Here is a 16,738-nt window from a genome sequence, read left to right on the forward strand (position 1 = left end):
CGTCTCGGCGCAGTAGGTCTGGACCCATTGCGTCGCGCTTGCCTGCGGAAGTGACTGCAGGTGCTCGAGATTGACGACCTTGAGCGCCCGCGCGACGCCCGCATCACGGCAGGAACGGTCGACGAGCGTGTCGTCCTGCAACGCGATCTGCGGGGCGTCGCTCGCCAGCAGGATCTGCGCGTGCCCGGCCGGCCGGCCGTCGAGCCAGGCGAGGGTGCGCACGAGAAGGTCCCCCCTCGACGTGGCGCTCGTCCTCGCGGCGGCGGGCGTCGCCGTCACGCTTGCCGGGGCGGGTGAGGCCGCCGAGCGGTTCGTCGTAGGCCATCTGAGCGGCGAGGGCGTCCCAGTGCGGCGCGAGGTCGGCGGCGGGGGAGCCGACGAACGAGGTGAACGTCAGGCGTTCGCTGATGGCGCGTTCGACGCGCAGCGCGGCCGTGTCGACCGGCGGCGCGCGCGTTCAGCATGGCCGGCGGTTTCGACGCGTCCGCCGCCGTGACGTCGGCCTGCCGCCTCATCGTGCACGCCGTCTCGCTCGGGGAGTCGACACCCCCATCCAGCACCCGGCGGCCCTGACGCACCGACCCGTCGCGGTAGAGGCGAAGCCGTCACAGTCGATGCTGCGCCTGTCGATAGGTCTCGAAGACCCCTCCGACCTCACGCAGGCCTTCGACGCGGTGAATCAGCGCGGCCGAGCGTGTCGCGGGGCTACCGGTGGCGGCCCGTTGACGCATGACGCGGCTCAGGTCCCGCTCGCGCGTGGCGTCGAAGCCGATCTCGTCCAGCCCCTCAGCGGCACCCAGCGCCGCCGTCAGCGCGCGATATGTGCACGGGCTCATGCGCCAACACCGGCACGATTGTTCCGACGAGGACCCCTGCTGCCGTCGTCGCGAGAAACATGGCACGACCATGCCGCTCACGCCAGCCGTTCCGACGGCCCGTCAGACCGTGTCGCCCCCAGGGCCCTGCTCCCCGCGGCGGCTGTCGCCGTCCCGCCGGCGCAGGAACTGCTCGAACTGTTCGGCGATGGCGTCACCGGAGGCCTCTGGCAGTTCGGTGACGTCCATCGAGTGCTCGAGCGTGTCGACGTAGGAGGTCATGTCGCCGTCCTGCGCGACGAGTTCGCTGACGCCACGCTCCCAGGCCCGCGCCTGCTCCTCGAGATCGCCCTCGGGCAGCGCGACGTCGAGCAGTTTCGACAACCCCTGCACCATCGTCCACGTCACCTTCGGCTGCGGGCTGCCCAGTGCGTACTGCGGCATGACGACCCACTGCGCGATCGTCGTCACCTCCGAGCGCCCGAGCGCGTCGATGAGAATGCCGACGATGCCCGCCGGGCCGACGTACGTCGGCGTCTTCGCGTCATACGCCTCACGCGTCGCCGGCTGCGGCGACGTCAGCGTGACGGGCAGTGGCCGCGTGTGCGGCGTGTCCCCACCGAGCGCACCGCACACGACGACGCGCGCCGGCTCGCTCGCGTGGATGGCGTCGAGCAGTTCGGCGAGAAACGCCTTCCACCGGAACGACGGCTCGATGCCCTTGACGATGAGCACGTCGCCCACGGCGTCGAGTCGCGTGTGGAAGATCTCCGTCGTGCGCCAGATGACGCGGCGCTCGCCGTCGACGACGTCGATGCGCGGCTGGTTGACCTGGAAGTCGTAGTAGTCCTCCGGGTCGACGTCGGCCCACAGGCGCGCGCCGGTGGCCTTGACGAGGTGATCCATCGCGTCGAACGCGGCGCCGGTGACGTCGTTCCAGCCCTGGAAGGCGACGAGGACGGTCGGTGGGGTCGACGTGGTGAGGTCGAAGTGACGACGCACAGCGTGTCTCCTTCTGCAGGTCTGAGAGTGGATCGGGCGCGCGGCGACGATGCGGCGAGGGCCTGACATTCCAGTATGCGGCCAACGGCGTGCGCGCTCCAAGGCGGGGCGACGTCGCTCGATAGCATGGCGCGACATCCACCCGCCCTCGAAGGGACGTCACGTGAGCATCCGCTCCAAGGCAACCGACCCGACCACGACCGACCACGACGCCCGCCGCGACGCAGGCGGGGATCGCAGCGAGGAGCTGGCCGCGCTCATGCGTGAGCGAATCCTCGTCATGGACGGCGCGATGGGCACGATGATCCAGCGGCACGGGTTGAGTGAGCACGACTACCGCGGTGAGCGATTCGCCGACTGGCCGAGCGACCTCAAGGGCAACAACGACCTGCTGTCGCTGACGCAACCCGACATCATCGAGGGCATCCACCGCGAGTACCTCGAGGCCGGCGCGGACATCGTCGAGACGAACACGTTCAACGCACAGCGCATCTCGTTGGCGGATTACGACATGTCCGAGCTCGCGTACGAACTCAACGTCGAATCCGCGAAACTCGCTCGCACTGCTGCCGATTCGGTGACCACCGGGGCGCGTCCGAGGTTCGTGGCCGGCGCGATCGGCCCGACGAACCGTACGGCGTCGATCTCACCGGACGTCAACGACCCGGGCGCGCGCAACGTCAGCTTCGACGACCTCGTCGGCGCCTACCTCGAGCAGGCCCGCGGCCTGGCCGACGGCGGCGTCGACCTCATGCTCATCGAAACGATCTTTGACACGCTCAACGCGAAGGCGGCGATCTTCGCGCTGGAGCAGCTGTTCGAGGAACGCGGGCGGCGCTGGCCCGTCATCATCTCCGGCACGATCACCGACGCCTCCGGCCGCACCCTGTCGGGGCAGACGGGCGAGGCGTTCTGGAACTCGGTGCGTCACGCGCGCCCCCTCGCCGTCGGACTCAACTGCGCGCTCGGCGCCGACGAGATGCGCCCCTACGTCGCCGACCTCTCGCGCATCGCCGACTGTTTCGTCTCCTGCTACCCGAACGCCGGCCTGCCCAACGCGTTCGGCGAGTACGACGAGACACCCGAGGCGATGACGCAGACCGTCGCCGCATTCGCGGGCGACGGCCTCGTCAACCTCGTCGGCGGATGCTGCGGCACCTCGCCCGATCACATCGGGGCGATCGCCGACGCGGTCGCCGCCACGGCCCCGCGCAGCGTGCCCGACGTCGCGCCCGCCCTGCGCCTGTCCGGGCTCGAGCCGTTCACCGTCGACGAGAATTCGCTGTTCGTCAACGTCGGTGAGCGCACGAACATCACCGGTTCGGCGCGCTTCCGCAAGCTCATCAAGGACGGCGACTACGCGACGGCGCTGTCCGTCGCCCGTCAGCAGGTCGAGAACGGCGCGCAGATCATCGACGTCAACATGGACGAGGGCATGATCGACGGCGTCGCCGCGATGGATCGCTTCTGCAAGCTCATCGCCTCGGAACCCGACATCTGCCGCGTCCCGGTCATGGTCGACTCCTCGAAGTGGGAGGTCATCGAGGCCGGGCTGAAGTGCATCCAGGGCAAGTCGATCGTCAACTCGATCTCGATGAAGGAGGGCGTCGAACCGTTCATCGAGCACGCCCGGCTGTGCAAGCGCTACGGCGCGGCGATCGTCGTCATGGCGTTCGACGAGGACGGCCAGGCCGACACCCTCGAGCGGCGCAAGACGATCACGAAGCGGGCCTACGACATCCTCACCGGCCCCGACGTCGACTTCCCGGCCGAGGACATCATCTTCGACCCGAACATCTTCGCGATCGGCACGGGTATCGAGGAGCACGCGAACTACGGCGTCGACTTCATCGAGGGCACGCGGTGGATCAAGGCGAACCTGCCCGGCGCCCTCGTCAGCGGTGGCGTGTCGAACGTGTCGTTCAGCTTCCGCGGCAACAACCCGGTGCGCGAGGCGATCCACGCCGTCTTCCTCTACCACGCGGTCGCCGCGGGCATGGACATGGGCATCGTCAACGCCGGCGCGCTCGTCGTCTACGACGAGATCGACCCCGAACTGCGCGAGCTGATCGAGGACGCCGTCCTCAACCGCCGCGCCGACGCCACGGAACGGCTGCTCGAGGCCGCCGAACGGTACAACTCGAGCGGTGAGCAGGCGGAGGCGAAGACGGAACAGTGGCGCGAACTGCCGGTGCGCGAACGCATCACGCATGCGCTCGTCAAGGGCATCGACGACCATGTCGAAGGCGACACCGAGCAGATGCGCGCCGAGCTGGAGGCCGAAGGCAAGCGTCCGCTCGAGGTGATCGAAGGCCCGCTCATGGACGGCATGGGCGTCGTCGGGGACCTGTTCGGCGCCGGCAAGATGTTCCTGCCGCAGGTCGTGAAGTCGGCACGCGTCATGAAGAAGGCCGTCGCCTACCTCATCCCGTTCATCGAGGCGGAGAAGGAAGCCAGCGGCGTCACGAGCAAGCAGACGAACGGCACCGTCGTGCTTGCCACCGTCAAGGGCGACGTGCACGACATCGGCAAGAACATCGTCGGCGTCGTGCTGCAGTGCAACAACTACGAGGTGATCGACCTCGGCGTCATGGTCGCGCCGCAGAAGATCCTCGACGCCGCGCGCGAGCACGACGCCGACATCATCGGGTTGTCGGGCCTCATCACGCCGTCGCTCGACGAGATGGTGCACCTCGCGTCCGAGATGCAGCGCCAGGGGTTCACGCAGCCGCTGCTCATCGGCGGCGCGACGACGTCGCGTGCGCACACGGCCGTCAAGATCGACGGACGCTACGACGAGCCCGTCGTGTGGGTGAAGGACGCCTCGCGCTCGGTGCCGGTCGTCGCTGCGCTGTTGTCGACGGGGAAACGGCGCGAGGCTCTGCTTGCCGACGTCGTCGCCGACTACGACGCGTTGCGCGCCCGACACGCGGCCAAGCGCGACGAGCGTCCGCTGCTGACGCTCGACGAGGCGCGCGCCAACGTCACCGAGATCGACTGGTCTGCAGGCGTGCCCGACGTCCCGGCGCTCGCCGTCGACGGCGCCCCCGTGACGAAGGTGTTCACCGACTACCCGGTGAGCGAGCTGCGTGAGTACATCGACTGGCAGCCGTTCTTCGCCGCCTGGGAGATGAAGGGGCGCTTCCCCGACATCCTGAGCAACCCCGCGCAGGGCGAGGCGGCGCGCAAGCTGTACGACGACGCGCAGACGATGCTCGACCGCATCAGTGACGAGGGCTGGCTGCACCCGGCGGGTGTCATCGGGTTCTGGCCGGCGCAGGCCGACGGTGACGACACCGTACTGTTCGGCGACGCGTCGCGTTCGTCCGAGGTGGCGCGCCTGCACCACCTGCGTCAGCAGGGCACGCACCGTGACGGCGTGCCGAACCGCTCGCTCGCCGACTTCGTCGCCCCTACGGGTGCGGCCGACGACTGGGTCGGCGCGTTCGCCGTCACCGCTGGCACGGAGCTGCCGGGGCGGATCAAGGCCTACAAGGAGGGGCTCGACGACTACTCGGCGATCCTGCTGGAGGCCCTCGCCGACCGTCTCGCGGAGGCGTTCGCGGAGCGGCTGCACGAGCGTGTGCGCCGCGAGTTCTGGGGTTACGAGGCGGGGGAGAAGCTCACGAACGACGAACTCATCCAGGAGCGCTACCAGGGCATCCGTCCCGCGCCCGGCTACCCGGCGTGCCCCGAGCACACCGAGAAGGACACGCTGTTCGAGCTGCTCGACGTGACCGCGTCGATCGGGGTCGAACTGACCGAGTCGCGGGCGATGTGGCCCGGCGCGTCCGTGAGCGGGTGGTACTTCGCGCACCCGCAGGCGCAATACTTCGTCGTCGGGCGGATCGGACGCGATCAGGTCGCCGACTACGCTGAGCGCAAGGGATGGTCGATGGCCGAGGCCGAGCGCCACCTGGCCCCCAACCTCGGATACGACCCGGAGGACTGACGCGTGAACCCGACGCCGCACCTGAACCATCTCGACGCCCGCCTCGACGCGCCCGACTCATCGACGTCCACGCGCGCGGCGCATGGTTCGCATGCCCCCCGCGCGATCCTGTGGGACATGGACGGCACCGTCATCGACACCGAGCCGTACTGGATGGAGGCCGAGCGCGGCCTCATCGAGTCGTACGGGGCGTCGTGGAGCGAGAAGCAGGCGTTCCAGCTCGTCGGCAACGCGCTGCCCGTCACGGGGCAGATGATCAAGGATCAGACGGGTATTCCGCTGACACCGGACGAGATCGTCGACGTCCTGCTCGAGCAGGTCATCGAGAAGCTGAAGCAGCACGTGCCGTGGCGCCCCGGAGCGCAAGAGCTGCTGCTCGCCGCCCACGAGGCGGGGATGCCGTGCGCGCTCGTCACGATGTCGTACGAGTCGTTCGCGCGGGTGCTCGTCGACGCGTTGCCGGCCGGGACGTTCGAGGTCGTCGTCACCGGTGACATGGTGAGTGCGGGCAAGCCGGACCCGGAGGCGTACGTGCGGGCCGCGGCCGAGCTGGGCCTGCGCCCGGATGAGTGCGTCGCGATCGAGGATTCCGCGACGGGCGTGCGCTCGGCCGTCGCGGCCGGCGTCCCCACGCTCGCCGTGCCGCACCTCGTCGAGATTCCGCAGCTCGACGGCCTCGTCGTCGTCCCCGACCTCGCCGCCGTCAGCCTCGACGACCTGCCGCGTCTGGCGGAGCAAGCTCGCGCGACGGGCTGACGCTCGAGCCGGCCCGGCAGGCCGTGGCACAAGCGAATGTGACCGAAAAGCGCAGATGGGTACGCCGTTCGCGAATGTGGACGTAGATAGCAGATGGGGCGGAGACAAGAGTCGGTGAGGGGCGGAGTCGAGTTGCTCCACCCCCCACCGATGCGAACCCGTCAGTCCTGGGGCGTGGGGGTTGCCAAGGCGTGGGCGGTGTCGGGTTCGACGTAGACGCTGCGTCCGAGCTCGACGAACGTCTTCGACATCTGCTGCATGCCCTCACGGGCCTCGCGCTCGCTGACGACGCGCTGCTGGGCGCCGGCGTCACCGAAGCGGTCGCGCACGTCCTGGCTGATGCGCATCGAGCAGAACTTCGGCCCGCACATCGAGCAGAAGTGTGCCGTCTTCGCCGCCTCTGCGGGCAGCGATTCGTCGTGGAACTCGCGCGCGGTGTCGGGGTCGAGCGACAGGTTGAACTGGTCGTTCCAACGGAACTCGAAGCGCGCCTTGCTCAACGCGTCATCCCACGCCCGCGCGCCGGGGTGGCGCTTCGCTACGTCGGCGGCGTGCGCCGCGAGCTTGTACGTGATGACGCCGGTCTTGACGTCATCACGGTTCGGCAGCCCGAGGTGCTCCTTCGGCGTGACGTAGCACAGCATCGCGGTGCCACCCATCGCGATCGTCGTCGCGCCGATTGCGGAAGTGATGTGGTCGTAGCCGGGTGCGACGTCGGTGACGAGCGGGCCGAGCGTGTAGAACGGCGCGCCGTCACACCACTCCTGCTGCAGGCGCACGTTCTCCTCGACGAGGTCGAGCGGCACGTGCCCGGGGCCCTCGACCATGACCTGGACGTCGAACTGCCATGCCCGCTTCGTCAGCTCGGCGAGGGTGCGCAGCTCGGAAAGCTGCGCCTCGTCGTTGGCGTCGGCAGTGCAGCCGGGGCGCAGGCCGTCACCGAGGGAAAAGGCGACGTCGTAGCGGGCGAAGATCTCGCACAGCTCGTCGAAGTGGGTGTAGAGGAAGTTCTCCTCGTGGTGCGCGAGACACCAGCCGGCCATGATCGAGCCGCCGCGGCTGACGATGCCCGTGATGCGCTCGGCCGTCATCGGCACGTAGCGCAGCAGCACGCCGGCGTGGATCGTCATGTAGTCGACGCCCTGCTCGCACTGCTCGATGACGGTGTCGCGGAAGATCTCCCACGTCAGCTTGTCGGCCTCACCGTTGACCTTCTCGAGGGCCTGGTAGATCGGCACGGTGCCGATCGGGACGGGGGAGTTGCGGATGATCCACTCGCGCGTCGTGTGGATGTCGTCACCGGTCGACAGGTCCATGACGGTGTCGGCGCCCCACGTCGTCGCCCACGTCAGCTTGTCGACCTCCTCGGCGATCGACGACGTCACGGCCGAGTTTCCGATGTTCGCGTTGACCTTGACGAGGAAGCGACGCCCGATGATCATCGGCTCGCTCTCCGGGTGGTTGACGTTGGCGGGGATGATCGCGCGTCCGGCGGCGACCTCGTCGCGCACGAGTTCGACGGCGCAGTTCTCGCGCGCCGCGACGAATCGCATCTCGGGGGTGATCAATCCCTTGCGGGCGTAGTGCATCTGGGTGACGACGGCACCGTCCTTGGAGCGCAGCGGTGCGCGACGTTCGCCGCGCCACTCGTGGCTCGCCTCACCGCGTCGGACGGCCGAGCGGCCGTCGTCGAGCAGGGTGCGCTCTCGGCCGGCGTACGTCTCGACGTCGTCGCGCTCGGCGATCCACTCGGCGCGCAACGGCGGCAGCCCGACCTCGGGGTCACTGCCCGGGCCGGAGGTGTCGTACAGCTCGACGGGAGCGTTGGCCGCGCCGGTGCCGGGGGAGTTGTCGAGGATGACCTCGGTGTAGGGCACGCGCAGGCCGTCCGCGTCGCGGTACTGCTTGCGGCGCGCGGCGGCGCCGTCAGCCCGGGTATCGGGCGTTGTGACGGACGGAGTGGTCGAGTCGAGCGTCGTCATGTTGGTGCCTCCTTCGGATCGGACGAAGGCACGGCAAGACCCCACGCAGCAGGCGTCGACGAACGTCGGCACCGAACGGAGGATGAGCGACCATGAGGTCTCCTTGGCTGCCTGCGCCGGCATGATCCGGGTCAGGTCGGGTAGCGGTCGGAGCAGTATCAGCTCCCTCTCAGCCCTGTTCTCAGGACTCCCACGAAGGACACTTCCGACTATGGCACATCCCCGCAGACGAACGTGACGAAGGGGTCCGTCAGGTTTGTGACGAACCTGACGGACCCCTCCGGTCACGACTCGTGCTCAGCGGCGCAACATCTCTTCCATCGTCGGCACCGCGACGAACGGATCACGCGCCCGATTTCGCGTCTCGGCAAGCGTACGAACCGAGTTCGACGATGTTCTCGGCGCTTCCCCATCCTTGGACACGCGCGCGTCAGAATCGCCGTTCACCACCATGTCTGCTCCGCCGAGCATGCGCTCTAGCTGCTGCGTCAACTCATCGGCAGCCTCGCTCGCACGCGCTTCCAGGCTTCGCCCGGCCCAGTCGTCGGGCGCGGCGTAGACGGCCGTCGGCATGACGAGCGCCTTCATGTACGCGAACAGCGGTCGCAAGGCGGTGTCCGTCACCAGTGAGTGTCGGGCGGAGCCGCCCGTCGCGCCGACGATGACGGGCACGCCGCTCAGCACGCCGCCTGCAGTCGCGTCCCAGAACGACTTGAACAAGCCCGTGAAGCTCGCCTTGTACGTCGGCGTCACCGCGACCACGGCGTCGGCCGCGCCCAGTACCTCGTAGGCGTCCGCGAGCGCCGGGGGAGCGAACCCCGTCAACGACGCCGTCGTGATGTCGTGCGCCAGCGCCCGCAGGTCGATCCGCTCGACGACGACCTCGCCGCCCTGCTCCCGCGCACTCTCGACAACCGCGTCGCTCAGCAGCTGGGCGAGACGATGCGTCGACGATTCCTCACTCAGCCCGCCGCTGATCACGGCGAGGCGTGCCGTCCAGTTCGTCATCGTGTTCTCCTTCGTCTCGTTGTTCTGAGTTTGGGCCGAACGCCGCCGCCGGCGGCGCCCGCCGGGCCGGTCAGCCGAGTTGTCGGCGAACCGGGCTGATGCTCAACGGTCTTCGGCGCGCGTTCCCGTCACGTCGTCGGTCTGCGGAGCGCGCGGCACACCTGCCTCGACGCGGCCCATCTGACCGGCGTCAGCCGAGGGCGTGTCGGTCGCCTGGGCAGCGCGCGCAGCCAGCAGGCTGGCATGCGTCGGGGCATCAGGCACGCCGGCGGCGCGTGGGACGTCCATCTCGGCGCGCAGCTGCGGCACGACCTTCGTGCCGAGCAGCTCGATCTGGTGCATGACCTCGGCGTGCGGCAACCCGGCGTGGTCGATGAGGAACAGCTGACGCTGGTAGTCACCGACGTAGTCGCGGAAGCCGAGCGTGGCCTCGACGACCTCGTCCGGCGTGCCGACCGTCAGCGGCGTCTGACGCGTGTAGTCCTCCAACGAACCTGCCCCACCGTAGACCGGCGCGTGATCGAAGTAGGGGCGGAACGTCTCCATCGCCTTCGCCTTCGACTCGGCCATGAACACCTGCCCACCGAGGCCGACGATCGCGTCCTGCGCCCGGCCGTGACCGTAGTGCTCGAAGCGCTCCCGGTAGAACTGCACCATCTGCGCAGCGTGCTGCGGCGGCCAGAAGATGTGGTTGTGGAAGAAACCGTCACCGTAGTAGGCGGCCTGCTCCGCGATCTCGGGGCTGCGGATCGAGCCATGCCAGACGAACGGCGCGATGTCGTCGAGCGGGCGCGGCGTCGAGGTGAAACCCTGCAGCGGTGTGCGGAACTTGCCCTCCCACGTCACGTTCTCCTCGTTCCACAGGCGGCGCAGCAGCGCGTAGTTCTCGATGGCGAGCGGGATGCCGTCGCGGATGTCCTTGCCGAACCACGGGTAGACCGGGCCGGTGTTGCCGCGCCCCAGCATGAGGTCGACGCGGCCGCCGGCGAGATGCTGCGCGTAGGCGTAGTCCTCGGCGATGCGCACCGGGTCCGTCGTCGTGATGAGCGTCGTCGACGTCGACAGGATGATGTTCTTCGTCACCACCGCGAGGTTCGCCATCAGCACGGCCGGGTTGGCCGGTGCGACGAACGGCGGGTTGTGGTGCTGGCCCGTGGCGAAGACGTCGAGGCCCACCTCGTCGGCGAGCTTCGCCATCTCGACGGTGTTCGCGATGCGCTCGTGCTCGCTGACGGTGCGCCCTGTCGTCGGGTTCGTCGTGACGTCACCGACGGTGAAGATGCCGAACTGCATGAGGGCCTCCCTTGGTCCATGCATTCATGTAGTTGAAAATGCAACTACTTGCCGAACGGGACGGCGCGGCCGGTTATTCCAGCTGCGCGCCCGGTGACTCTGGCCCTGCGCGGCCCAACTGCGACTCCCGTACCCATCTGCGATTTTCGTCCACATTCGATGGACGTTGGTGAATGAGCGGTTGTCGTCAGCCTCGTCGCGGGGGCGGACGCAGTGCAGGAGGCGATAGATGCGCGCGACGCGCCACTCGGACGGTGGCTGCCGCTTCGACGACCGGCCCGAACGGTCATCCTTCAGTCGCCATCGACGTCTCCGAGGTCGCCGGTGGCGCGCGGATCGAGCGCGAGACGCGCCGCATGTTCGGGCAGCGGCGGGGGAGTGCCGCCCCATTCCGGGCAGAGCGCCTTGTGGTCGCACCACGAGCACGAGCGCGACTTCTTGGGCCGCCAGTCACCCGTCTGAGCACAGCGCTCGATCGCGCGCCACAGCGCTTTGAGCTTGCGTTCGAGCGCGAGCAGGTCGGCCTCGTCGGGTTGATAACGCAAGAACTGACTGTTGCCCAGGTAGACGAGTTGCAGCATGAGCGGCATGACGCCCCGCGTGCGCCAGATGACGAGCGCGTAGAACTTCATCTGGAACAACGCCTTGCCCTCGAACAGCTCCGACGGCGCGCGTCCCGTCTTGTAGTCGACGACGCGGATCTGCCCGCCGGGAGCGACGTCGAGGCGGTCGATGTACCCGCGCAGCGTGAGCCCATCGAGGTCGGCCTCGACGTAGAGCTCGCGCTCGGCGGGTTCGAGGAACTGCGGGTTCTCCATCGCGAACCACTTCTCGACGAGCTTCTCCGCATCACGCAGCCACACGGCGAGATCGTGCGGTGTGCTGCCCGCGAGTTCGGCCAGCTCCGGTTCATCGGTGAGCATGTCCTCCCAGGCATGGGGGACGAGGTCGAGCGCCCGCTCGAGCGTGCGCTTCGGGGCGTCGACGTCGAAGATACGCTCGAGCACCGAATGGACGAGCGTCCCCCGCGACGCCGCCGCACTCGGCGACTCCGGCAGCTTGTCTATGACGCGGAAGCGATAGAGCAGGGGGCACTGCATGAAGTCGGAGGCGCGCGACGGAGACAACGAAGCGGGCATCCGAGAAGTCTAATCGGCCCGGCGCACGAGACCCACATAGTCTTGGGGCATGCCCGAGCCCACACCCGGCCTCAAGATCGCCTCGCTGCGCGGCGTTCCCGTCTACATCGGACGCACGTGGCCGATCATCGCCGTCATCATCGTCGCGATCTTCGGCCCGCAGGTCGCCTCGCTGCACCCCGAATGGGGTTTCGGCGCGTACGTCGTCGGCATCGGGTACGCGTTGCTGCTGCTGCTCAGCGTGCTCGTCCACGAGGCGGCGCACGCCCTCGTCGCACAGGCTTGCCACTACCGCGTCACGCACATCGTCGCCGACCTCATGGGCGGCCACACGAGCTACGACACCCCCGACGCGACGCCCGGACGCAGCGCGCTCGTCGCCGCCGTCGGGCCGCTGTCGAACGCGGCGCTCGCGGTGATCGGCTTCCTCGGCCACCGCGCGAGTGACGGCGACGGCGCCGTGCCGCTGCTGCTCGGGGCCTTCGCGTGGAGCAACGCGTTCGTCGCGGCGTTCAACGCGTTGCCCGGTCTGCCGCTCGACGGTGGGTTCCTCGTCGACGCGCTCGTGTGGAAGCTGACGGGCAACCGCGCCACGGGCATGAAGGCCGCCGGCTGGTGCGGACGCATCGTCGCCATCGGCGTGGCCGCGTGGGCCGTGCTCGGGTTCGTACGCGCGCCCGGCTCGTTGTGGAGCCTCGTGTGGCTGCTGTTCATCGCCTCGTTCCTCTGGCGCGGCGCGAGCGTCGCCGTCAACGTCGGCATCAACCGCGAGTTCCTCGGCGGCATCCGAGTCGCCGACGTCATGCGCCCCGCCGTCGCCGTCCCCGCGAGCACGCCCGTCGCGGCGCTGCCGGAGACGGGCGACACGATCGTCCTCATCGACGCCGACGGCGCCGCGAGCGCCCTCGTCGCGCCCGGTGCGCACGTGCGGGTGCCCGTGGATCAGCGCCCACACGTGCCCGCGAGCGCCCTCGGCGAGGCCCTGCTGCCGCATGCGGGCGCCGTCATCTCCTCACCGCAGGACGACGTGATGGCGATCCTGCCCGCGTTCGAGGGCGATCCGACGCCGGGTGTCGTCACCGTCAGCATGCCGGTGGAAGGGCAGCCCGCAGCTGCCGACGACCCGGTCGCGCTGCGACTGGTCGGCATCGCGACGCTCGCCGACCTCGAGCGTGCGATGCAGCGTCACGCGCACGAGAGCGGCACCATGCCGCGGGGCGCCTAGACTTGCTCCCCATGAGCGAGAGCGATCAGACCCCCGCCCCGTCGACCGGCGCCGAGTACCGCCGCGGCCCCTTCCGGGAGGGCGAGCGCATCCAGCTCACCGACCCCAAGGGGCGCATGCACACGATCACGCTGACGCCCGGCAAGCAGTTCCACACCCACCGCGGTCACATCAAGCACGACGACCTCATCGGTTCGCCCGATGCGGTGACGGTGACGAACACGGCGGGCGTCGAGTACCTCGCGGTGCGTCCGCTGTTGAGCGACTACGTCATGTCGATGCCGCGCGGCGCGGCTGTCGTCTATCCGAAGGACGCCGGGCAGATCGTCACGATGGCCGACATCTTCCCCGGCGCACGCGTCGTCGAAGCGGGCGTCGGTTCGGGTGCGTTGTCGATGTCGCTGCTGCGCGCCGTCGGCGAGGACGGGCGCCTGTACTCGTTCGAGCGTCGCGAGGACTTCGCCGCCATCGCCGCGGGCAACGCGCGCGAGTTCTTCGGCGTCGACCACCCGGCGTGGAGCATCACCGTCGGCGACCTGGTCGAGGCGCTGCCGCAGACCGTCGAGTCGGGCACGATCGACCGCGTCGTGCTCGACATGCTCGCGCCCTGGGAGTGCCTCGACGTCGTTCACGAGGCGCTCGCGCCCGGCGGCGTGCTCATCTGTTACGTCGCGACCGCGACGCAGTTGTCGCGCGTCGCCGAGGCCGCGCGCGATCACGGCGGCTTCACCGAGCCGAATGCGTGGGAGAGCCTCGTGCGCGGCTGGCACCTCGAAGGCCTCGCCGTGCGCCCCGAGCACCGCATGCACGCCCACACCGGCTTCCTCATCTCCACGCGCCGCCTCGCCGACGGCGTCGCCGCGCCGCTCGTCAAGCGCCGCCCTGCCAAGGGTGCCTACGGTGACGACGGCGCTCCCGCCAGCGCCCCGGAGCCCACGCCCCACGACGCGTGGACACCCGAAGCCGTCGGCGAACGCCCCGTCTCCGACAAGAAGATGCGCAAGCTCGTGCGCTCGTTCGAGAACACCCCGACGGCACAGGCGCTCGCGGGCGATGACACCGCACGCGCCCCTGAGTCGGCGGCGCCGGCGGGCTCTGACGACGCTTCGGTGGCGCAGGCGAGCGCCGGCCCGGCCGCCGACGCGGAGACGTCCGTCGCTGCTGAACCGGACGCTGCCGCAGAGAACGCCGAGGCGCCCGTCGCAACCGATCAGGACTGACGCGAGGGTCGTCTCAGACGTCGTCATCGAGGCACGAGCCAGCCATCAGCGCCTCGTCGAACGAGCACGATCCACTTGGGTCGTGCTCGTTCGTCGTCGCGGGTGTGCGCAGGTCGATAGGGTGGAACGAGTGGCTGCTCGGGCCGCGCTTCGGTGCGCACGAGGAGCCGGACGGCTCTGACGAGCACCCCGAAGGCGAAGGAAACGGTGATGAGCGGCCCGAAGTTCGACCCGACGGACCGGACGTCGTCCTCGAACGACACGTCATCAGGCGCGACGTCGCCCGCCGACGTCCTGCGGCTGCGTTCGCAGTTGACGACGGTGTCGTCGCAGAACGAGCGTCTCGTGCGCACGCTCAAGGATGCGCGCGACCAGATCGCGTCGATGAAGGGTGAGATCGAACGTCTCGCGCAGCCGCCGAACAACTACGCCACCGTCATCGCCGCGCATGACGACGGCAGCGCCGACATCTTCTACATGGGCCGCAAGATGCTCGTGTCGTTCTCGCCCGCGATCACGATCGAGGAGCTCGCGCCCGGCCAGGAGGTCATGGTCAACGAGGCCATGAACATCGTCAGGGTCGTCGGGTTCGAGCGCGCCGGCGAGACCGTCACGCTCAAGGAGACGCTCGAGGACGGCCGCCTGCTCGTCGCGACGGGCAACGACGAGGAACGTGTCGTCCGTACCGCCGGGCCGCTCGCGGACGTGACGGTGCGTCCCGGCGACACGCTGCTCATGGAGGCCAAGAGCGGTTTCGTGCTCGAACGGCTGACGCGCGCGGAGGTCTCCGACCTCGGGCTCGAGGAGGTGCCCGACATCGACTACTCCGACATCGGGGGCCTCGCCGGGCAGATCGAGACGATCCGCGACTCCGTCGAGTTGCCGTTCCTGCACGCCGATCTGTACGCCGAGCACCACCTGCGTCCACCGAAGGGCGTGCTGCTCTATGGCCCGCCTGGGTGCGGAAAGACGTTGGTGGCCAAGGCGGTTGCCGCGTCGCTCGCGAAGCAGGTCGCGGCGAAGCAGGGCAACTCGGACGCGACGAGCTACTTCCTCAACATCAAGGGCCCGGAGCTGCTCAACAAGTACGTCGGCGAGACGGAGCGTCACATCCGCGTGCTGTTCCAGCGCGCGCGCGAGGTCGCGAGTTCGGGCACGCCCGTCGTCGTGTTCTTCGACGAGATGGAGTCACTGTTCCGCATCCGTGGCGCCGGCGTCAGCTCGGACGTCGAGACGACGATCGTGCCGCAGCTGCTCGCCGAGATCGACGGCGTCGAGAGCCTCGAGAACGTCATCGTCATCGGCGCGAGCAACCGCGAGGACATGATCGACCCGGCCGTCCTGCGCCCGGGGCGCCTCGACGTCAAGATCCGCATCGAACGCCCCGACGAGGTCGCCGGGCGCGACATCTTCGGCAAGTATCTGACGCCGGCCCTGCCGTTCCACGCCGACGAAATCGCCGCGCACGACGGCGATCCGTCGAAGGTTGCGGTGTCGCTCATCGACATCGCTGCGGGGGAGTTGTATGCCCGCGACGACGCGCACGCCTACCTCGAGGCGACGTACGCGGACGGTTCGCGCGAGGTGCTGTACTTCGCCGACTTCGCGAGCGGCGCGATGATTCAGAACATCGTCGACCGCGCGAAGAAGGCCGCGATCAAGGCCCTCATCACCTCCGGCGAGCGCGGTATTCGCGCGGAGCACGTGCGTCAGGCGTGCCGTGACGAGTTCCGCGAGAACGAGGATCTGCCCGGCACGAGCAACCCCGACGACTGGGCCCGCGTGTCCGGCCGCCGCGGTGAGCGCATCGTCAGCATCCGCACGCTCGCGGACAAGAACTGACTCACGCGTCGCCACGGGTCAGTTCCGCAGCACCTCGACGAGCCGCGCGACGCCGCGTTCCAGTTCGGCGTCGTCGGGCGCCATGCGGGCGAGGACGCGAGGTGCCGTATCGCTGCGGCGATTCCCGAACGGGGAGCCGGATCAGGCGCGACGACGTTCCAGCACGCGCGCGACGAGACGCCAGCCGAGCATGCACGCGCCGTTGAACGCCAGCGCGACGATGACGAACGCGACGGCCGTGCCGTGCCCGGAAACCTGACGCAGGATCATTCCGACGAAGACCGTCGTCAGCCACACGATCACTCCCGACGTCAGCGAGCGCCCCGGCAATCGCTTCATGACGACGAGGACGATCCACCCGACGATCGCTCCCACGACGAACGGCCACGCCGTCGTCACGATGCCGGTGAGGGCGTAGGCCTCGCCGTGGTTGCGCCGTCCGACGGCGGCGAAGACGAGGACGACGAGCAGGTCGAGAAGCGGCGCGAGAGCAAGCATGACCCC

At 69.1% G+C, this 16,738-nt stretch carries 13 protein-coding genes and 1 riboswitch; of the genes, 6 read left to right on the forward strand and 7 right to left on the reverse strand.

Annotated elements, in window-relative coordinates; genetic code table 11:
* The first annotated feature begins 79 nt into the window (after positions 1-79).
* Positions 80-496: a hypothetical protein gene (locus ABH936_RS06230; RefSeq protein WP_404602853.1), complete on the forward strand. Its 417-nt coding sequence runs from the start codon at positions 80-82 to the stop codon at positions 494-496.
* A 109-nt stretch (positions 497-605) separates the two neighbouring features.
* On the opposite strand, the gene ABH936_RS06235 is transcribed toward ABH936_RS06230, so the two are convergent.
* Together ABH936_RS06235 and ABH936_RS06240 are read right to left on the reverse strand one after the other, a co-directional pair.
* The gene (locus ABH936_RS06235; RefSeq protein ID WP_404602854.1) at positions 606-917 is read right to left on the reverse strand and encodes a hypothetical protein; all 312 of its coding nucleotides are present in this window, start codon (positions 915-917) and stop codon (positions 606-608) included.
* Positions 918-938: 21 nt separating this feature from the next.
* Entirely contained in the window at positions 939-1,817 is an 879-nt protein-coding gene (locus ABH936_RS06240; RefSeq protein ID WP_404602855.1) for a proteasome assembly chaperone family protein, read from the reverse strand.
* A gap of 259 nt (positions 1,818-2,076) precedes the next feature.
* Here ABH936_RS06240 and metH point away from each other — a divergent pair, with 259 nt between their 5' ends.
* Both metH and ABH936_RS06250 read left to right on the forward strand, forming a co-directional pair.
* Positions 2,077-5,769: a methionine synthase gene (gene metH / locus ABH936_RS06245; RefSeq protein ID WP_404602874.1), complete on the forward strand. Its 3,693-nt coding sequence runs from the start codon at positions 2,077-2,079 to the stop codon at positions 5,767-5,769.
* A 3-nt stretch (positions 5,770-5,772) separates the two neighbouring features.
* Positions 5,773-6,525, forward strand: a complete 753-nt coding sequence (locus tag ABH936_RS06250; protein WP_404602856.1) for an HAD family hydrolase — start codon at positions 5,773-5,775, stop codon at positions 6,523-6,525.
* Between the two features lie 161 nt (positions 6,526-6,686).
* On the opposite strand, the gene thiC is transcribed toward ABH936_RS06250, so the two are convergent.
* The 4 genes from thiC to ABH936_RS06270 all read right to left on the reverse strand — a co-directional run bounded on the left by thiC (position 6,687) and on the right by ABH936_RS06270 (position 11,947).
* Positions 6,687-8,507, reverse strand: a complete 1,821-nt coding sequence (gene thiC / locus ABH936_RS06255; protein WP_404602857.1) for a phosphomethylpyrimidine synthase ThiC — start codon at positions 8,505-8,507, stop codon at positions 6,687-6,689.
* Positions 8,508-8,596: 89 nt separating this feature from the next.
* Positions 8,597-8,711, reverse strand: a riboswitch (TPP riboswitch).
* A 93-nt stretch (positions 8,712-8,804) separates the two neighbouring features.
* Positions 8,805-9,515, reverse strand: coding sequence for a CE1759 family FMN reductase (locus tag ABH936_RS06260; RefSeq protein ID WP_404602858.1), 711 nt, complete (start codon positions 9,513-9,515; stop codon positions 8,805-8,807).
* 102 nt (positions 9,516-9,617) lie between these two features.
* Positions 9,618-10,808, reverse strand: a complete 1,191-nt coding sequence (locus ABH936_RS06265; protein WP_404602859.1) for a CE1758 family FMN-dependent luciferase-like monooxygenase — start codon at positions 10,806-10,808, stop codon at positions 9,618-9,620.
* A 293-nt stretch (positions 10,809-11,101) separates the two neighbouring features.
* Entirely contained in the window at positions 11,102-11,947 is an 846-nt protein-coding gene (locus ABH936_RS06270) for a RecB family exonuclease (protein ID WP_404602860.1), read from the reverse strand.
* A 49-nt stretch (positions 11,948-11,996) separates the two neighbouring features.
* Here ABH936_RS06270 and ABH936_RS06275 point away from each other — a divergent pair, with 49 nt between their 5' ends.
* From ABH936_RS06275 to arc, 3 genes are all read left to right on the forward strand, one after another.
* Entirely contained in the window at positions 11,997-13,172 is a 1,176-nt protein-coding gene (locus ABH936_RS06275) for a site-2 protease family protein (protein WP_404602861.1), read from the forward strand.
* 11 nt (positions 13,173-13,183) lie between these two features.
* Positions 13,184-14,392 (forward strand): tRNA (adenine-N1)-methyltransferase, encoded by a 1,209-nt coding sequence (locus ABH936_RS06280; RefSeq protein ID WP_165583593.1) that lies wholly within the window; start codon positions 13,184-13,186, stop codon positions 14,390-14,392.
* A 210-nt stretch (positions 14,393-14,602) separates the two neighbouring features.
* A complete protein-coding gene (gene arc, locus ABH936_RS06285; protein ID WP_165583594.1) occupies positions 14,603-16,234 on the forward strand; it encodes a proteasome ATPase in 1,632 nt (543 codons plus the stop codon).
* Positions 16,235-16,375: 141 nt separating this feature from the next.
* Here the strand turns inward: arc and ABH936_RS06290 are convergent, their stop codons facing one another.
* Entirely contained in the window at positions 16,376-16,732 is a 357-nt protein-coding gene (locus ABH936_RS06290) for a DUF3054 domain-containing protein (protein WP_165583595.1), read from the reverse strand.
* Between the last annotated feature and the right edge of the window lie 6 nt (positions 16,733-16,738).

The organism is Dermacoccus sp. GAS27A (assembly GCF_044909235.1).
Taxonomy (GTDB): domain Bacteria; phylum Actinomycetota; class Actinomycetes; order Actinomycetales; family Dermatophilaceae; genus Dermacoccus; species Dermacoccus nishinomiyaensis.

Excerpts from the sequence above, each read along its gene's own strand:
- ABH936_RS06290 (WP_165583595.1), bottom strand. The coding sequence starts at position 16,732 with ATGCTTGCTCTCGCGCCGCTTCTCGACCTGCTCGTCGTCCTCGTCTTC.
- arc (WP_165583594.1), top strand. The coding sequence starts at position 14,603 with ATGAGCGGCCCGAAGTTCGACCCGACGGACCGGACGTCGTCCTCGAAC.
- ABH936_RS06260 (WP_404602858.1), bottom strand. The coding sequence starts at position 9,515 with ATGACGAACTGGACGGCACGCCTCGCCGTGATCAGCGGCGGGCTGAGT.
- ABH936_RS06265 (WP_404602859.1), bottom strand. The coding sequence starts at position 10,808 with ATGCAGTTCGGCATCTTCACCGTCGGTGACGTCACGACGAACCCGACG.
- ABH936_RS06275 (WP_404602861.1), top strand. The coding sequence starts at position 11,997 with ATGCCCGAGCCCACACCCGGCCTCAAGATCGCCTCGCTGCGCGGCGTT.
- thiC (WP_404602857.1), bottom strand. The coding sequence starts at position 8,507 with ATGACGACGCTCGACTCGACCACTCCGTCCGTCACAACGCCCGATACC.
- ABH936_RS06270 (WP_404602860.1), bottom strand. The coding sequence starts at position 11,947 with ATGCCCGCTTCGTTGTCTCCGTCGCGCGCCTCCGACTTCATGCAGTGC.
- ABH936_RS06280 (WP_165583593.1), top strand. The coding sequence starts at position 13,184 with ATGAGCGAGAGCGATCAGACCCCCGCCCCGTCGACCGGCGCCGAGTAC.
- metH (WP_404602874.1), top strand. The coding sequence starts at position 2,077 with ATGCGTGAGCGAATCCTCGTCATGGACGGCGCGATGGGCACGATGATC.